This is a genomic window from Cyanobium sp. Cruz CV13-4-11 (assembly GCF_024346055.1).
GTDB lineage: Bacteria > Cyanobacteriota > Cyanobacteriia > PCC-6307 > Cyanobiaceae > Cyanobium.
In genome coordinates this window covers 103,943-117,744 of record NZ_JAGQCH010000002.1, presented here as the reverse complement: position 1 = coordinate 117,744, position 13,802 = coordinate 103,943, and the positions used below count along the sequence as shown (strand labels likewise).

The 13,802-nt window shown below is 71.2% G+C and carries 16 protein-coding genes; 11 read left to right on the top strand and 5 right to left on the bottom strand.

Annotated features, from left to right (window positions below; translation table 11 throughout):
* The first annotated feature begins 142 nt into the window (after positions 1 to 142).
* Positions 143 to 397, top strand: coding sequence for a glutaredoxin domain-containing protein (locus KBZ12_RS02600; RefSeq protein ID WP_315859411.1), 255 nt, complete (start codon positions 143 to 145; stop codon positions 395 to 397).
* Positions 394 to 1,383, top strand: coding sequence for a glutathione synthase (gshB, locus tag KBZ12_RS02595; protein WP_254956162.1), 990 nt, complete (start codon positions 394 to 396; stop codon positions 1,381 to 1,383). The genes KBZ12_RS02600 and gshB overlap by 4 nt, the downstream gene beginning before the upstream one ends.
* Here the strand turns inward: gshB and KBZ12_RS02590 are convergent.
* Positions 1,358 to 2,764, bottom strand: coding sequence for an isochorismate synthase MenF (locus tag KBZ12_RS02590; protein WP_396100513.1), 1,407 nt, complete (start codon positions 2,762 to 2,764; stop codon positions 1,358 to 1,360). The genes gshB and KBZ12_RS02590 overlap by 26 nt on opposite strands.
* A 74-nt stretch (positions 2,765 to 2,838) precedes the next feature.
* Here KBZ12_RS02590 and menA point away from each other — a divergent pair, with 74 nt between their 5' ends.
* Genes menA through KBZ12_RS02565 form a run of 5 tightly spaced genes read left to right on the top strand, consistent with a single transcriptional unit; the run spans position 2,839 to position 6,606 of the window.
* Complete coding sequence (gene menA, locus KBZ12_RS02585; protein ID WP_254956160.1) at positions 2,839 to 3,828, top strand: 2-carboxy-1,4-naphthoquinone phytyltransferase; 990 nt, start codon at positions 2,839 to 2,841, stop codon at positions 3,826 to 3,828.
* Entirely contained in the window at positions 3,825 to 4,823 is a 999-nt protein-coding gene (locus KBZ12_RS02580) for an o-succinylbenzoate synthase (protein WP_254956159.1), read from the top strand. Before menA ends, KBZ12_RS02580 begins: the two co-directional genes overlap by 4 nt.
* Before the next feature lie 56 nt (positions 4,824 to 4,879).
* Positions 4,880 to 6,133, top strand: coding sequence for an AMP-binding protein (locus KBZ12_RS02575; RefSeq protein WP_254956158.1), 1,254 nt, complete (start codon positions 4,880 to 4,882; stop codon positions 6,131 to 6,133).
* Between the two features lie 15 nt (positions 6,134 to 6,148).
* The gene (locus tag KBZ12_RS02570; RefSeq protein WP_254956157.1) at positions 6,149 to 6,415 is read left to right on the top strand and encodes a TM2 domain-containing protein; all 267 of its coding nucleotides are present in this window, start codon (positions 6,149 to 6,151) and stop codon (positions 6,413 to 6,415) included.
* Positions 6,415 to 6,606: a hypothetical protein gene (locus tag KBZ12_RS02565; RefSeq protein ID WP_254956156.1), complete on the top strand. Its 192-nt coding sequence runs from the start codon at positions 6,415 to 6,417 to the stop codon at positions 6,604 to 6,606. Before KBZ12_RS02570 ends, KBZ12_RS02565 begins: the two co-directional genes overlap by 1 nt.
* Here KBZ12_RS02565 and KBZ12_RS02560 read toward each other — a convergent pair.
* On the bottom strand, positions 6,603 to 7,046 hold the full coding sequence (locus tag KBZ12_RS02560; protein WP_254956155.1) for a thioesterase family protein: 444 nt from the start codon (positions 7,044 to 7,046) through the stop codon (positions 6,603 to 6,605). The two genes, KBZ12_RS02565 and KBZ12_RS02560, sit on opposite strands and share 4 nt — an antisense overlap.
* Positions 7,047 to 7,164: 118 nt before the next feature.
* Between KBZ12_RS02560 and KBZ12_RS02555 the strand changes: the two genes are divergently transcribed.
* Entirely contained in the window at positions 7,165 to 7,854 is a 690-nt protein-coding gene (locus KBZ12_RS02555) for a hypothetical protein (RefSeq protein WP_254956154.1), read from the top strand.
* Here KBZ12_RS02555 and KBZ12_RS02550 read toward each other — a convergent pair.
* From KBZ12_RS02550 to KBZ12_RS02540, 3 genes are all read right to left on the bottom strand, one after another.
* A complete protein-coding gene (locus tag KBZ12_RS02550; protein ID WP_254956153.1) occupies positions 7,847 to 8,950 on the bottom strand; it encodes a fatty acid desaturase in 1,104 nt (367 codons plus the stop codon). The genes KBZ12_RS02555 and KBZ12_RS02550 overlap by 8 nt on opposite strands.
* 117 nt (positions 8,951 to 9,067) lie before the next feature.
* Positions 9,068 to 9,481 carry a DUF2752 domain-containing protein gene (locus KBZ12_RS02545; protein ID WP_254956152.1) on the bottom strand — a complete coding sequence of 138 codons (414 nt, stop codon included), beginning with the start codon at positions 9,479 to 9,481 and terminating at the stop codon, positions 9,068 to 9,070.
* Entirely contained in the window at positions 9,478 to 10,662 is a 1,185-nt protein-coding gene (locus KBZ12_RS02540; protein ID WP_254956151.1) for an NAD(P)H-quinone oxidoreductase subunit H, read from the bottom strand. The genes KBZ12_RS02545 and KBZ12_RS02540 overlap by 4 nt, the downstream gene beginning before the upstream one ends.
* Positions 10,663 to 10,818: 156 nt before the next feature.
* Here KBZ12_RS02540 and KBZ12_RS02535 point away from each other — a divergent pair, with 156 nt between their 5' ends.
* Genes KBZ12_RS02535 through rsmH form a run of 3 tightly spaced genes read left to right on the top strand, consistent with a single transcriptional unit; the run spans position 10,819 to position 13,798 of the window.
* Entirely contained in the window at positions 10,819 to 11,796 is a 978-nt protein-coding gene (locus tag KBZ12_RS02535) for an aromatic acid exporter family protein (protein ID WP_254956150.1), read from the top strand.
* Positions 11,787 to 12,896, top strand: coding sequence for an FUSC family protein (locus KBZ12_RS02530; RefSeq protein ID WP_254956149.1), 1,110 nt, complete (start codon positions 11,787 to 11,789; stop codon positions 12,894 to 12,896). The genes KBZ12_RS02535 and KBZ12_RS02530 overlap by 10 nt, the downstream gene beginning before the upstream one ends.
* A complete protein-coding gene (rsmH, locus tag KBZ12_RS02525) occupies positions 12,896 to 13,798 on the top strand; it encodes a 16S rRNA (cytosine(1402)-N(4))-methyltransferase RsmH (protein WP_254956148.1) in 903 nt (300 codons plus the stop codon). The genes KBZ12_RS02530 and rsmH overlap by 1 nt, the downstream gene beginning before the upstream one ends.
* Positions 13,799 to 13,802 lie beyond the last annotated feature (4 nt).

Below are 13,802 nucleotides of genomic sequence, written 5' to 3'. Positions count from 1 at the left end.
TTTTGCCACAAATGGATCTGGTGGGGCATCGACAGTCCCCTTAAGCTGCGAAAGCTTGCCCCTGAGAGACCGGATGGAGATCCCAGGACTCCCCCCCCCAGAGGAATCCGGGCAAGATGTGGAGGTGAAGCCGCCTGCCAAGGTGGAGCTCTACACCTATCGCTTCTCCTCCGATTGCATCCTGGCCAAGGGACTTCTGGACAGGCTCAGCGTCACCTATAACGAGTTCATCATTGACGACGATGAAATCAACAAGGAAGTGATGATGAAGCGCTCGGGAGGTCGCACCAGCGTTCCCCAGATCTTCATCGACGGCATTGCCATCGGTGGTTACCCCGAGCTTCACAGACTGAACGCAGGCGGTGTGCTGGCCGCCCTGCTGCGTCTGGCCGCGTGACCGGCGATCGGGAGGCCCAGCTGTTCGTGGTCGATCCGATCACGCGCCTGCGGCCGGCCAAGGATTCCAGCGTGGCCCTGATGCAGGCGGCCCAGAGGGCCGGCCTGGCGGTCTGGGTCTGCACCCAGGCGGATCTTTCCTCCGCGGGCACGGTTGATGGGGCCCATCGGCCCCGGGCCTGGGCCCAACCGTTGCAACTGGCGGCGATGGCCGCCACAGCGGACGGCTGGACCGTCCCGGACCCCTGGGTCGAGGTCGGCGAGCCCAGGGACATGCCCCTGGATCACTTCCGCTGGATCTGGATGCGCAAGGATCCGCCCGTCGACGAGGCCTACCTCTACGCCACCCAGCTGCTGGAGATGGCCGAGCCCTTCGGGGTGCGGGTGCTCAACCGCTCGGCGGCCCTGCGGTCCTGGAACGAGAAGCTGGGTGCCCTGCGCTTCAGCCAGCTGATGGCCCCCTCAATGGTGAGTGCCAGGGTGGAGCAGTTGGCCGCGTTCGCCGCCGGCCATGAGGAGGTGGTGCTCAAGCCCCTGGCGGGGCGGGCCGGCCAGGGGGTGGTGCGGGTCTTAGCGGCGGCCCCGGGCCTGCGGTCGTTGCTGGAGCTGGTCACCGTGCAGGAAACCCTGCCCGTGATGGTCCAGGCCTTTCTGCCCGGGGTCAGCGCCGGTGACAAGCGGATCCTGCTGGTGGATGGGGAGCCCATGGGGGCCGTGAACCGGCTGCCCAAGGCGGGGGAGTTCCGCAGCAACCTGGCTCTCGGTGGTGCCCCCGTCGCCGCCGACCTGAGCGACACCGAGCGGCGCCTCTGCGCCGAGCTGGCGCCCGTGCTGCGGGCCGAGGGGCTGTTCTTTGTCGGCATCGACGTGATCGACGGCCGGCTCAGTGAGATCAACGTCACCAGCCCCACCGGGGTGCGGGAGGTGGAGTGGCTGGGGCGCGTCCCGCTGGCGGATCAGGTCATCGAGCGCCTGCTGGCTGGCTGAAGGCGGCGGCCAGGGGCAGGTTGAGCTGCTGCTGCAGCACCCCCAGCTTGAGCGCCACCTCCTGCAACTCCCGCTCGGGGTGGGAGCCGCGCACCAGCCCAGCTCCGGCGGTCAGCTCCAGCTGCTGGCCCCGCAGGGTGCCGCTGCGGATGGCCACCCGCAGATCCGTGTCGCCTTCGGTGTCGATCCAGCCGATCGGCGCGGCGTAGTGCCCCCGCTCGAACGGCTCGAGGCTGCGCAACCAGGCCATCGCCTCGCGCCGGGGCAGGCCCGCCACCGCGGGGGTGGGGTGCAGGACTTCCGCCAGGGTCAGCGGGGCCTGGCCCCGCAGCGCGGCCGTGATCGGGGTGTGCAGATGCACCAGGGAGCCGTGGCGGGCCAGGCGCGGCCGCCGCGGCCGGCGTGGATCGAGGCCCGCCTTCTGCAGCACGGCGGTGATCGTTTCCACCACCAGCTCATGCTCGTGGCGGTCCTTGCGCGACTGCAGCAGGTCGTCGGCCGGCTCCCCCAGGGGGGCCGTGCCGGCCAGGGCATCGCTGCGCAGCTGTCCCTGCCGCAGGGTGAGCAGCCGCTCCGGTGAGGCCCCCACCAGGGCTTCGCGGTCCGAGCGCTGCCAGAGGAAGCGGCAGCTGCCGGGCTGGCTGCGGCGCAGGTGGGCCAGGAGGCTGAGGGGATCCAGCGGCCCATCCAGCACCAGCTGCTGGCGTACCGCCAGCACCAGCTTCTGCAGTTCGCCCCGCTCCACCAGCTCCAGTCCCCGATCCAGGGCGGAGCGGTAGCCCGTCTGCCAGTAGGAGCCATGGGCGATGCCCACCGCTGGGGTCTGGCCGACCCCGGGGTGCCCGGAACCGCCCAGGGCCTCGAGTCGCTGGCGGGTGTCCCAGAGCTCCTCGGCCACGCTGCGGGCCGTGATGCCGCCACCGAGGACACGCTGCAGCCGCAGCCAGCAGTGGCGGCCCTGGCGGCTCAGCTGCCAGCTGGGCAGGACCGCCTGCACCCCCGCCGCGCCGGTGCCGGGGTGCAGGGGGCTCTCGAAGAAGGCGAAGGCCAGCAGCACCCGGGGCCGGGCCAGGGCGGGGCAGGGACCCGGTTCCCGGGCCAGGCGGCTGAGGCTGAGGCTGCTGAAGCGCTGGGCCAGCTCGAAGCGGCGCGGACCGCTCAGCTCCAGGCCATTGCACAGGCCGGCGGCGGCGATGCTGAGTCCCGGGGCGCCGTCCCAGAGGAAACGGAAGTCGCCGCTGCCGCCCAGATGGGGCAGGGCCACGAGGGGGTCGAGGGGCCCCATCGGCAGGGCCAGGCTGAGCACTCCCTCCTCCTCCAGACGCCGGCTGGCGGCGGTGGCTGCCGAGAGCAGCGCGGGAAAGCTGGCAGGGGCCTGCACCAAGGGGCCGTGGGACCGGGGCGGAAGGCTGCTCAAATGTATGGGCCTTTCCCCGCCCAACGCCCGCGGCCCCCATGTCTGAGCCACAGGTCGTCGCAAGCCGTTACGCCGCGGGGGGTGGCGCCGCCTCTGGGGCCTCTTCTCGCGGCCGCCTCTGGCGCGCCGCCGTGAAGTGGCCCATGTACGCCGTGGCGGTGATGCCGGTGCTGCTGGCGGCCGGCTGGCGGCTCGGCCAGGGGCTGGCCCTGCGGCCCGATCAGCTGCTGCTGTTCCTGCTGGCGGCGGTGCTGCTGCTGGCCTGGGAGAACCTGGCCAATGACGTCTTTGATGCCGACACGGGCGTGGACACCCATGGCAAGCCCCATTCGGTGGTCAACCTCACCGGCCGGCGGGACCGGGTGCTCGCTCTGGCCAACGGCTGCCTCCTGCTCGGGCTGGCGCTGATGGCCCTGGTGGCCCTGCGCAGCAGCGCCGCGGTGCTGCTGCTGGTGCTGCTCTGCTGTGGCCTGGGCTACCTGTACCAGGGACCCCCGTTCCGCCTCGGCTACCGCGGCCTGGGGGAACCCCTCTGCTGGCTGGCCTTCGGCCCCTGCGCCACGGCCGCCGCCCTGCTCGCCCTGGCCCCGGCCGGGGAGGGCGCCGGTGGGGTGCCCTGGGGGGCCGCCCTGCTGCTGGGCAGCGGACCGGCCCTGGCCACCACCCTGGTGCTGTTCTGCTCCCATTTCCACCAGGTGGACGAGGACGCCGCCCACGGCAAGCGCTCGCCGGTGGTGCGCCTCGGCAGCCAGCGGGCCGCCGGCCTGGTGCCCTGGTTCGTGGCCACCGCCCTGGCCCTGCAGTGGGCGCCCGTGCTGCTGGGCTGGTGGCCGCCCACGGCCCTGCTGGGGGCGATCGGCCTGCCGCCGGCCCGCGCCCTGATCCGGCTCCTGGGCGACGAGCACCACCGGCCCGAACGGATCGTCGGCAGCAAGTTCCTGGCCCTGCGCTTCCAGGCGCTCAACGGCCTGGGGCTGGCCGCTGGCCTGGCCCTTGGCCCCTGGCTGGCGGCGCTGGCGAACCGGTGAGCGCTCCTGTGGGCGGGGGGAGGCCTGAGGGCTGGCTGGCTCTGGAGACCAGGCCCTTCAGCTTCCAGCTGCCCCGGCCGCTGCAGACGTCCAGCGGCCTGCTGGCATCCAAGCGGGGCTGGCTGCTGCGGCTCCAGGGCCCTGACGGCAGCATCGGCTGGGGGGAGGCGGCGCCGCTGGATCCCGGCGAGAGGCCGGCCGTGGCGGCGGCCCTGGCGGCCCTGGGCCCCGCCGTGGAGCGCAGCGACCTGGAACGGCGGCTGCCGGCGCTGCCGCCCGCCCTGGCCTTCGCCCTGGGGGCCGCCCTGGCGGAGAGCGACGGGATCGTCGGTGTGGCGGCCGACGGCGGCTGGCTCGCCGCTCCGCCACCGGCCTGGCTGCTGCCCGCCGGTGAGGCCATGCTCGCCGACCTCGTCCTGCTTCAGGGTGCCGCCGCGGCGGCCCCGCTCACCGTCAAGTGGAAGGTGGCGGCGGCGGCCGATGGGCTGGAACGGCAGTGGCTGGAGCGGCTGCTGGAGCGCCTGCCGGCCGATGGGCGCCTGCGGCTGGATGCCAACGGCGGTTGGGACCGGACCACCGCCGCCGCCTGGGCCGGCCGACTGGCGCGGGAATCGCGGCTGGAGTGGCTGGAGCAGCCCCTGGCCGCCGGCGACCAGAAGGGCCTCGAGCAGCTGGCCCTGGGGATTCCGGTGGCCCTGGATGAATCCCTGCGGCAGCGGCCGGAGCTGCGCCATCACTGGGGTGGCTGGCAGGTGCGGCGCCCGTCCCAGGACGGCGATCCCCGGCCCCTGCTGGGCCAGTTGCTCCGGGGGGTGCCCCGGCTGATGCTCAGCACCGGCTTCGAGACCGGCATCGGCGCCCGCTGGACGGCCCACCTGGCGGCGCTGCAATGGCGGGGCCCGACACCGGTGGCCCCCGGCCTGGCCCCGGACTGGTCGCCCAGCGGGTCCCTGTTCGAGCGCGACCCGCAACGGGTCTGGGCGGCGGCGGCCTGAGCCCCTGGCGGGGGGCCTGGAGTGGCCCTTAGCGTGGTACTCCGCACGGAGCCTGCGTGGCCGATCCCCCCTGGGCGCCGCTGCTGCTGGAGCCCGCCCCGGCCGATCCCGGGGCGGCGATGTCCCAGCTGGAGCAGGCCTGGGGCCAACAGCGCCTGGTGGCCCTGGCGGGGCCCGGCCAGCAGGGGGACCTGGCCCAGGCCCTCGGGGGGCCCACGCAGGAGATGGCGGCGCTGGCCCGGTTCGGGGCGGCGGTGGTGGTGGGCAGTGGTGGCAGCGCCGGCGGGCGGCACTGGTGCCTGCAACCCCTGGCCCACCTGCAGGCTTCCGCCGAGGCCACGGCCAGCTGGGTGGTGTCCCTGGGCCTGGAGCCGGCCGCCTGCCTGCACCTCGACCCCCTGCCGCTGCACCACGTCAGCGGCCTGCTGCCCCTGGTGCGGGCCCGCCACTGGGGGGGCGAGTGGCGCCCGCTGGCCCCACCGCTGCTGCGCCGGCCGGAGCTCCTGCCCCAGGCCTTCCCCCTGCCGAGGGATCGCCCGGTGCTGCTCTCGCTGGTGCCCACCCAGCTGGCCCGGCTGATGGCCAGCCCTGAGGGCACGGCCTGGCTGGCCGGCTGCGCCGTGATCTGGGTCGGGGGGGCGGGCCTGCCGGCGCCGCTGGCGGCCGCCGCCCGCCGCGCCCGGCTGCCCCTGGCCCCCTGCTACGGCGCCACCGAAACCGCCGCCATGGTGTGTGCCCTGCCGCCGCAGCAGTTCCTGGCCGGCGCGGTGGGCTGTGGTGAGCCCCTGGGCGACGTGGCCCTGCGCCTCGATGGCGCCAGCGGCGCCGTGGAAGTGCGCTGCGGCCGCCTCAGCCCCGGCCGGCTGGAGGCGGGCCAGCTGCGGCCCCTGCCGCTGCAGTCGGGCGGCTGGTGGCGCAGCGGCGATGCCGGGCGGCTTGGCCCGGAGGGGCTGGAGGTGCTGGGCCGCCTGGATGGGGCCTTGCTCAGTGGCGGCGAGACGGTCTTCCCGGAGCGGCTGGAGGAACGGCTGCAGGAGCAGGCGGCCGGTGCCGGGGCGGGCCTGGAGGCGCTGCTGCTGCTGGCCCGGCCCGATCCGGAATGGGGGGAGCATCTTGTGGCTCTGGTGCGGCCGCTGCACCGGGACGAGGGCCAGGAGCTGCTGGTGACGTTGCAGGCCATCACGGCCGCCTGGGCCCCAGCCGAGAGGCCGCGACACTGGCATCTCTGTCCGTCGCTGGCGCCCACCGCTGCGGGCAAATGGGAACGGGGGCGTTGGCAGCGGTGGCTGGACTCGCTAGAAGCCATCTGAATGGCACCTGCACCGATGACCGAAAGCCAACAGGTCGAGGCCAGCAACAAGAAGCTGGCGGCAGGGCTGCTGGCCATCTTCCTGGGATCGCTGGGCATCCACAAATTCGTTCTGGGTTACAGCAAACCCGGGCTGATCATGCTGCTGGTCACGGTGCTCACCTGCGGCTTCGGCGCCTCGGTGATGGGGATCATCGGGGTGATCGAAGGTGTCATCTACCTCACCAAGTCGACGGAGGAATTCCAGGCCCAGTACATCGACGCCACCCGGGAGTGGTTCTGATGGCCGCCCCCCTCCCGGCCGGCCGGCGGCCGCCACGGCTGGGCCTCGCCCTGCTGGTGGGAGGTGGGCTGATCAGTTTCATGGCCCTGGGCGGCACACCGCACGATGGCCTGCACCCCCTGGCCCTGATGGGAGCGCTGCTGCCCCTGCAGCTGGCCGCCCTGGTCTGGGCCCTGCTGAACCGCCGCTAGGTCCCCAGCCGGCTGGCCCCCAGCCACTCCACGATGCAGTCCGGCAGGGCCGTCCGCTGCCGGCTGGCGGCCCCAATGGCCACGTGCCGGGTCAGGCCTGTGGCGGCCTCCTGGCCGTCGTGCAGAAAGCGGTAGCGAATCTCGAAGCTGCCGCCATCGCGCTGCAGGGGCCGCAGCTCGATCGCCAGGGGATCGCCGCAGGCCAGGGGGCGCCGGTAGTCGGCGCTGACGTGCACGATCGGCAGGGCCACGGCAGGGGTCCGGCCCGGCCCGGGGAAGATCTCGCTGGCCACCACGCCAAACCTCTCAAGGCTTTCCTCGTAGGCCTCATGGCACCAGCGCAGCAGTTGGTGGAAGTGCATCACCCCGGCGGCATCGCTGTCACCGAAGCGCACCGTGCGGCAGAGCAGCAGCCAGTCGGCCGGGTCGGATGGGGACATGCAGCCTCAGGGGCGCTCCTCGACCCATGCTGACGCCCCCTTCTGCCCCCGGCAGGTCCGAAGCCGTTGCTGGCCTGCCGGAACGCCCTTAGGTTCCCCGCAGTACGGAACGCCTCCCTTGGCCGCCGCGATCGCCTACGAGCCGCCCAGCATCTCCAAGGCCTGGGCCGCCTTCCTGGCCCACATCCCCACCATCCTGCTGATCTGGGTGGTGACGATCGTCATCGCCGTCATCGGCTTCGTGGCCTCCCTGGCCCTCACGGCTCTGGGGGTGGGTCTCTCCAGCGGCGGCGGCGGTGGTGCGGAGGCCGCGGCCAGCTTGGCGGCGGTGCTCGGCAACCTGGTCCAGCTGCCCTTCACAATCCTGTCCAACCTGGTGGGGGTGCTGTTCGTGGCGGTCCCGGCGATGCACTACGCCAGCGGCGAGATCATCGACACCGAAGCTGCCCTGCGGGTGCTCTTGCACCGGCCGGTCCGCTATCTCCTGGCGGGGGTGCTGTTCACAGCGGTGGCCGTCGTCGGTTTCGTTCTCTGCATCCTGCCGGGCATCGCCGTCACCCTGGTGATGCCGATCTACGTCAACAAGATCTTCCTCACCGACAGTCCCATCCTCGACGCCTTCTCCTCCTCGTTCCAGGCTGTCTACGGATCCCCCCAGGGCCGCGTCTTCGCGGGCATCGAGCTGCTGGCCTGGCTGCTGGTGCTGGTGGTGTCGATCTTCACCTGCGGCCTGGCCTCCCTGGTGGCGGTGCCGGTGGCCACCTTCTACATCCAGAACGCCGCCTATCACCGCGGCGTGCTCAGCTGAGGGGGCAGGGCCGGGTGATGGTGCCGCAGCTGCTGGCGAAGGTGGTGGCATCGACGTAATGCCGAGGGGTCCGCATCAGCAGCTGCCAGGCTTCGCGGGCGCCCAGGAGATTGAAGCGTTCCGAATAGTGCTCCAGCAGCAGAGCCCGCACCTGGGGGTAGTACGCCGGATTCATCCCCGGGAAAATGTGGTGTTCGGTGTGGTAGGAGAAGTTGAGGTGGAGTGCATCGACGATGCCTGGCATCTTCAGTGAGATGCTGTTGATCAGGGGGTCGTTCGTCTCGGTGATCTGGCAGGCCATGTGATTGGTGTAGATGTAGGCAATCATGACGCTGTAGCCGATCCAGATCGGCAGGAAATAGCCCAGCAGCAGCGGAACCGGCCGCAGGCCGATGAAGCCGATGATGGCCACATGGACCAGCACCACGGCGGCCAGTTCGATGGCGATCTGGCGACGCTCCCGGCGAGTCACCTGAAAGGAGACCACGGGGTAACGGGTGGATCCGTCGTTGAACAGCAGCACCGAGGTCAGGTTGCGGAAGGCATGGACACCCCAGGACGAGGTCATCCCCACCCACAACCAGAAGGGGTGAACTTCCAGCGAGGGGACGAAGAGGTTCTGGATCCACTTGCCCCAGCTGGGCGGTTGATCGAGGGTGTAGTTGCGATCCGGATCCTCCGCCGAGTTCGTCTTGCCGTGATGCTCCCTGTTGTGGACGGCTTTCCACAGCGTGGGCGGCATCCACAGCAGCGCCAGCCCGAGCAATTGAATGGCCTGACGCAGCTGGGGCTGACGGATCGCCTTGCTGTGCATCACGTCGTGGGTGGCGAAGAGCAGCACCACCACGGCATTGCCCATCACCAGGGCGAAGGGCAGAAAGATGAGCAGGCCCTGCCAATGGCTGGCGTCGAGCTGGCGGGCCATGGCCCAGCCCAGCAGCAGGATTGCCCCATTCAGGCCGAGAACGATGGGGGTGGCCCGATCGGGCGTGAAGGCCTCGTCCGGCAACAGGGGACGCAGCGCTCTGGCGTAGTCGGGCTGGGCAATCAGGTTCTGGGGATCAACGGGGGCGACGGTGCCGGACGGATGGGGCAAGCAGTTCCTTGGGCGGCCCGGGAGCAAGGAGGGAGGGCCGATCATGCTCCAGGCTAGGGGGCGCCATCGCCTCGTCGTGCCGCCGGGGCCGGCCCCTTGGACAGCGGCCGGCGTGGCTCAGCTGAGCGGAAACGCCTGCAGGCCGATGCCGTAGGTCAGGCCCATCCGCCCGGCCCAGTAGAGCAGCAGCAGCACAGCCACAACCACCAGGTGCCGGCCCCGCAGCATCCGGGGCACCAGCCGCCCGCTCCGCAGGGCCGCCAGCGACCAGAGCACCAGGCCGGCGGCCAGCACCGGCCCGAAGGCATGCAGGGCCACGGCGTCGTCGAAGCGCCCCACCAGACTCGCTGCCGTGGCCCGGGTGAGGTAGCAGGTGGGGCAGGGGATCCCGGTGAGGGCGCGCAGCGGGCAGCTGAAGCCGGGCAGGCCTGGATGCAGCCCCTTGAGCACCAGCAGGCCGGTGGCCCCGAGGGGCAGGAGGGGGCCGCAGCGCACGAGCCGGCGAATCCAGCGCCGACCGGCCGTGCTCACCGATCCACCGATCCCATGATCACGTCGATCGAACCGAGGATGGCCATGATGTCTGCCACCTTGGCCCCCTTGAGGATGTGGGGCAGGATCTGGAGGTTGTTGAAATCGGCGGCGCGGATCTTCCAGCGCCAGGGGGTGACGTCGTTGTTGCCCATGATGAACACGCCCAGTTCGCCCTTGCCCGATTCCACCCGGCAGTAGAGCTCACCCTCGGGAATCTTGAAGGTGGGCGCCACCTTCTTGGCAACGTACTGGTAGTCGAAGCCGTACCACTCGCTCGTCTTGCCCTCGGCCATGCGGCGGGGCTCCAGATTCTCGGTGGGGCCGCCGGGAATCATGGTGATGGCCTGGCGCAGGATCTTCAGCGACTGGCGCATCTCCTCGATCCGCACCCGGTAGCGGGCGTAGCAGTCGCCCTCCTTCTCCCAGGCCACCGACCATTCGAAGTCGTCGTAGCACTCGTAGTGATCCACCTTGCGCAGATCCCAGGGCACGCCTGAGGCCCGCAGCATCGGCCCGGAGAGACTCCAGTTGATCGCCTGCTCCCTGCCGATCACACCCAGCCCCTCGATCCGCTTGCGGAAAATGGGGTTGTTGGTGATCAGTTTCTCGTATTCATCGATCTTGGGGCCGAACCAGTCGCAGAAGTCGGCGCACTTTTCCAGCCAGCCGTAGGGCAGGTCGACGGCCACGCCGCCGATGCGGAAATAGTTGTTGTTGACGAGTCGCTGTCCGGTGGCCGCCTCCCAGAGGTCGTAGATCATCTCCCGCTCCCGGAAGATGTAGAAGAAGGGCGTCTGGGCTCCCACGTCGGCGAGGAACGGGCCAAGCCAGAGCAGGTGGTTGGCGATGCGGTTGAGTTCCAGCATCAGCACCCGGATATAGCTGGCCCGTTTCGGCACGGGCACGTCGGCCAGCCGCTCGGGCGCATTCACGGTGATGGCTTCGTTGAACATGCCCGCCGCGTAGTCCCAGCGGCTCACGTAGGGCACGAACATCACGTTGGTGCGGTTCTCGGCGATCTTCTCCATGCCGCGGTGGAGGTAGCCGATCACCGGCTCGCAGTCGATCACGTCCTCGCCGTCGAGGGTCACCACCAGCCGCAGCACCCCGTGCATCGACGGGTGGTGGGGGCCGAAGTTGACCACCATCGGCTCGGTGCGGGTCTCGAGCTGGGTCATGAAGGAGGGCGGCTGACGGGCCGGGACCGAGTTGGAGCGGAGTCTAGGTAGGCGGAAGCCATGCGGGCCTGGCTCGGAGCCTGATCCGGGTGGGGCTTCGGCGCAGCTGGGGGGCTTGCGCTGGGGCGATCATGACCACGACCCTGCTGGCCCCGCATGAATGCGCAGCTGCTGCGCAACAGCCTCAAGCTGGCGGTGGCCGCCTTCATCACCGCGGCGCTGGTGGAGCGCTTCGACCGCATCGCCTTCGCCTGGTACCCACTGCTGGCGGTGGTGATCGTGGTCGACGACAACGACGATCTCACCGTAAAGGCCGCCACCGGCCGCATCCTTGGCACGGCGGCCGGTGGGTTGATCACTTTTCTGGTGCACGGCATCGCCGCCGGCTGGCCCGGGGTGCTCCTATCGCTGTTGCTGATCGCCCCGATGCTGCGGCTGCTGGGCTGGCAGAGCGCCCTGAGCACCGCCGCATTGATCCCGGTGATGTTCCTGATGATCCCCGGCCACGCCGCCCTCAACTGGGATTACGTGTTCAACCGTGCTCTCGACACCTCGATCGGCTGCATCGTGGCCATTGCCGTGGGGCTGCTCTTCTGGCCCCGCAATGGCCTTCAGCAGCTCGAGGCGGCGGAGCGTGGGCTGGTGGACATGCTGCGCGGCCAGCTGGCGGGCTACAGGCACTGGCTGGCCGGGGCGGGCAGCCTCCCAGGCCCGTTGCCGCCAGCCTCCCTGGGTGCTGGCCTGGAGCGGATGGAGACCCTGCTGCATCAGGAGCTCAGCGGGCCGCGCTGGCGGCGCCTGCAGGCGGGTGACTGGCGCCGCCGGCTGCAGCTCTGGCAGAGCCTGCGCCTTCACTGGCTGCAGTGGGAGCGTCTGCTCCAGGCAAGCGATCCGCCGCCTCCCGATCCGGCCTGTCCCAGCCCGCTCAGCGTTGCCATCGAGGCGCTGGCGGCCCAGTGCGAGGGGGGTGGCGGTGCCGATCTCCCGGTCATTCCGCTGGAGGCCTGGACGGCCCTGGCCGCCGGCAGCGGCCGTTCGCTGCTCACCCTGCTGGCCCTGGCCCAGGAGCAGCGCCCGCTGCTGGAGAGCTGTCAGGAACTCGCCCGCCTCCGTGGCGTCGCCCCATGCCCCTGATCACCCGTGTCGATCTGCGGCTCGCCCTCACCACCGGGCTGGTCAACGGCTTCAGCAGCCTCAGTGGCCTCGCCTTCGGTTACTACGCCCCATTGGCGGTGCTGGCGGTTTGCAGCGGCACCTACGGCTCCTCGCTGGAGCTGGGCCGCCAGCGGATCCTGGGCTCGCTGCTGGGCGGGGTTCTGCTGGTGGTCGGCGTGCGCGGTCTGCAGGGCCTGCCGATGCCCGTGGGCCTGGCGATCGCCCTGGGGTCGCTGCGGCTGATCGGCGGCGCCCTGGGGCTGAAGGTCGGTTACAAGGTGGGCGGAATGATCATGGTGATGGGCTGGATTGTGCACGACAACGAGCTCGGCTCCTGGTTGCCGCTGAGGCTGATCTGGACGGTCGCGGGCATCATGGCGGCGTTGCTGAGCTTGCGCCTGTTCTGGCCGAGCCGCAGTCAGAGGGCTGTGCTGGCGAGTCTGGCCGAGCTGTTCGCCGGCCTGGCCGACGATCTGGAGTTGGAGGCCGCGGCCCTGGCCCCCGGTGCGATGCCTGCCGATCCGGCGGAGGGCGCTGCCCGCCTGCGGGCCCGCCAGGCGACCCTGCAGAAGCTGCGCGGCCAGCGGCCGGCCCTCGACGTGGAGCTGGGATCCAAGCCCTTTCGCCATCCCCTCCACCGGTTGGTGGAGACCCTGGAGGGGGCCGGTTCGCGGCTGCTCAGCGCCAGCCGCGATCTCGCCGACCAGCCCCTGCTGGAGGCTGATGCCGGGGCGCTGCTGGAATCGCTTCAGGCCGATCAGGCCGAGCTGCTGCGGGCGCTGGCGGAACGGCTGGCCCTCTGGAGCCGCCTGATCGGCCGGGAAGCGGGGTCCCTGCCGCCGCCGCCCGCCTCCCCCCTGCAGCTGCCTCCGGCCTGGCAGATGCTCGAGGAGCGTTTCAACGATCCCCGGCTCGATCGGCTGCCGGCGGCGCAGCTGGAGAGGCTGGCGATCCGCTTCACCCTCGGCCGCCTGCTGCACGAGGCGATCGAGACCGCCGAGCGTGGCTGGCGCCTTCTCAGCCAGGACCTCAACCAGGGGCGGCGGCGACCGCGGCCGCTGCAGGCCAGGATGGGTTGATGGTGGTTTCGGGTTCCTTCGCGCACGTGCCCGTTCTGGCGGATGCGGTGCAGGAGGGCCTGGCCCCGCTGGCCGCCCTGCTGGCGGAGCGACCTGGCGGCGGTGTGCTGATCGACTGCACCCTCGGCGGCGGCGGGCACAGCGCCCTGCTGCTGGAGGCCCATCCCTCCCTGCGGCTGGTGGGTCTCGACCGCGACCCCGGCGCCCGGGTGGCCGCTGCGGCGGCCCTGGCCCGCTTCGGCGACCGCGTGCGCATTGAGCCCGCCAACTTCGCCGACCACCTCCCCGCCGAGCCGGCCCTGGCCGTTCTCGCCGATCTGGGAGTCAGCAGTCCCCAGCTGGATGAACCCACCCGGGGCTTCAGCTTCCGCGCCCCCGGCCCCCTGGACATGCGCATGGATCCCGACGGCGGCGAGACCGCTGCCGAGCTGATCGACCGGCTGGAGGAATCGGCCCTGGCGGATCTGATCCATGCCTATGGAGAAGAACGCCTGTCGCGCCGCATCGCCCGGCGTCTGGTGGCCGAGCGCCCCTGGGTCGGCAGTGGCCGCACCACCGCCGACCTCGCCTATGCCGTGGCCGGTTGCTTCCCACCCAAGGCGCGCCACGGCCGCATCCATCCGGCCACCCGCACCTTCCAGGCGCTGCGGATCGCCGTCAACGACGAGCTGGGCGCCCTCGACCATCTGCTGGCCGCAGCCCCCGACTGGCTGGTGCCGGGGGGGCTGCTGGCGGTGATCAGCTTCCACTCCCTCGAGGACCGGCGCGTCAAGACGGCTTTTCTCGCTGATTCGCGCCTGGAACGGCTCACCCGCAAACCCTTGGTGGCCAGTGAGGAGGAGGAGCAGGCCAATCCCCGCAGCCGCTCCGCCAAACTGAGGTTGGCCCGCCGCGTGGCTTGAGCCG

Excerpts from the sequence above, each read along its gene's own strand:
- KBZ12_RS02565 (WP_254956156.1), top strand. The coding sequence starts at position 6,415 with ATGGCCGCCCCCCTCCCGGCCGGCCGGCGGCCGCCACGGCTGGGCCTC.
- KBZ12_RS02560 (WP_254956155.1), bottom strand. The coding sequence starts at position 7,046 with ATGTCCCCATCCGACCCGGCCGACTGGCTGCTGCTCTGCCGCACGGTG.
- KBZ12_RS02535 (WP_254956150.1), top strand. The coding sequence starts at position 10,819 with ATGAATGCGCAGCTGCTGCGCAACAGCCTCAAGCTGGCGGTGGCCGCC.
- menA (WP_254956160.1), top strand. The coding sequence starts at position 2,839 with ATGTCTGAGCCACAGGTCGTCGCAAGCCGTTACGCCGCGGGGGGTGGC.
- KBZ12_RS02540 (WP_254956151.1), bottom strand. The coding sequence starts at position 10,662 with ATGACCCAGCTCGAGACCCGCACCGAGCCGATGGTGGTCAACTTCGGC.
- KBZ12_RS02570 (WP_254956157.1), top strand. The coding sequence starts at position 6,149 with ATGACCGAAAGCCAACAGGTCGAGGCCAGCAACAAGAAGCTGGCGGCA.
- KBZ12_RS02530 (WP_254956149.1), top strand. The coding sequence starts at position 11,787 with ATGCCCCTGATCACCCGTGTCGATCTGCGGCTCGCCCTCACCACCGGG.
- rsmH (WP_254956148.1), top strand. The coding sequence starts at position 12,896 with ATGGTGGTTTCGGGTTCCTTCGCGCACGTGCCCGTTCTGGCGGATGCG.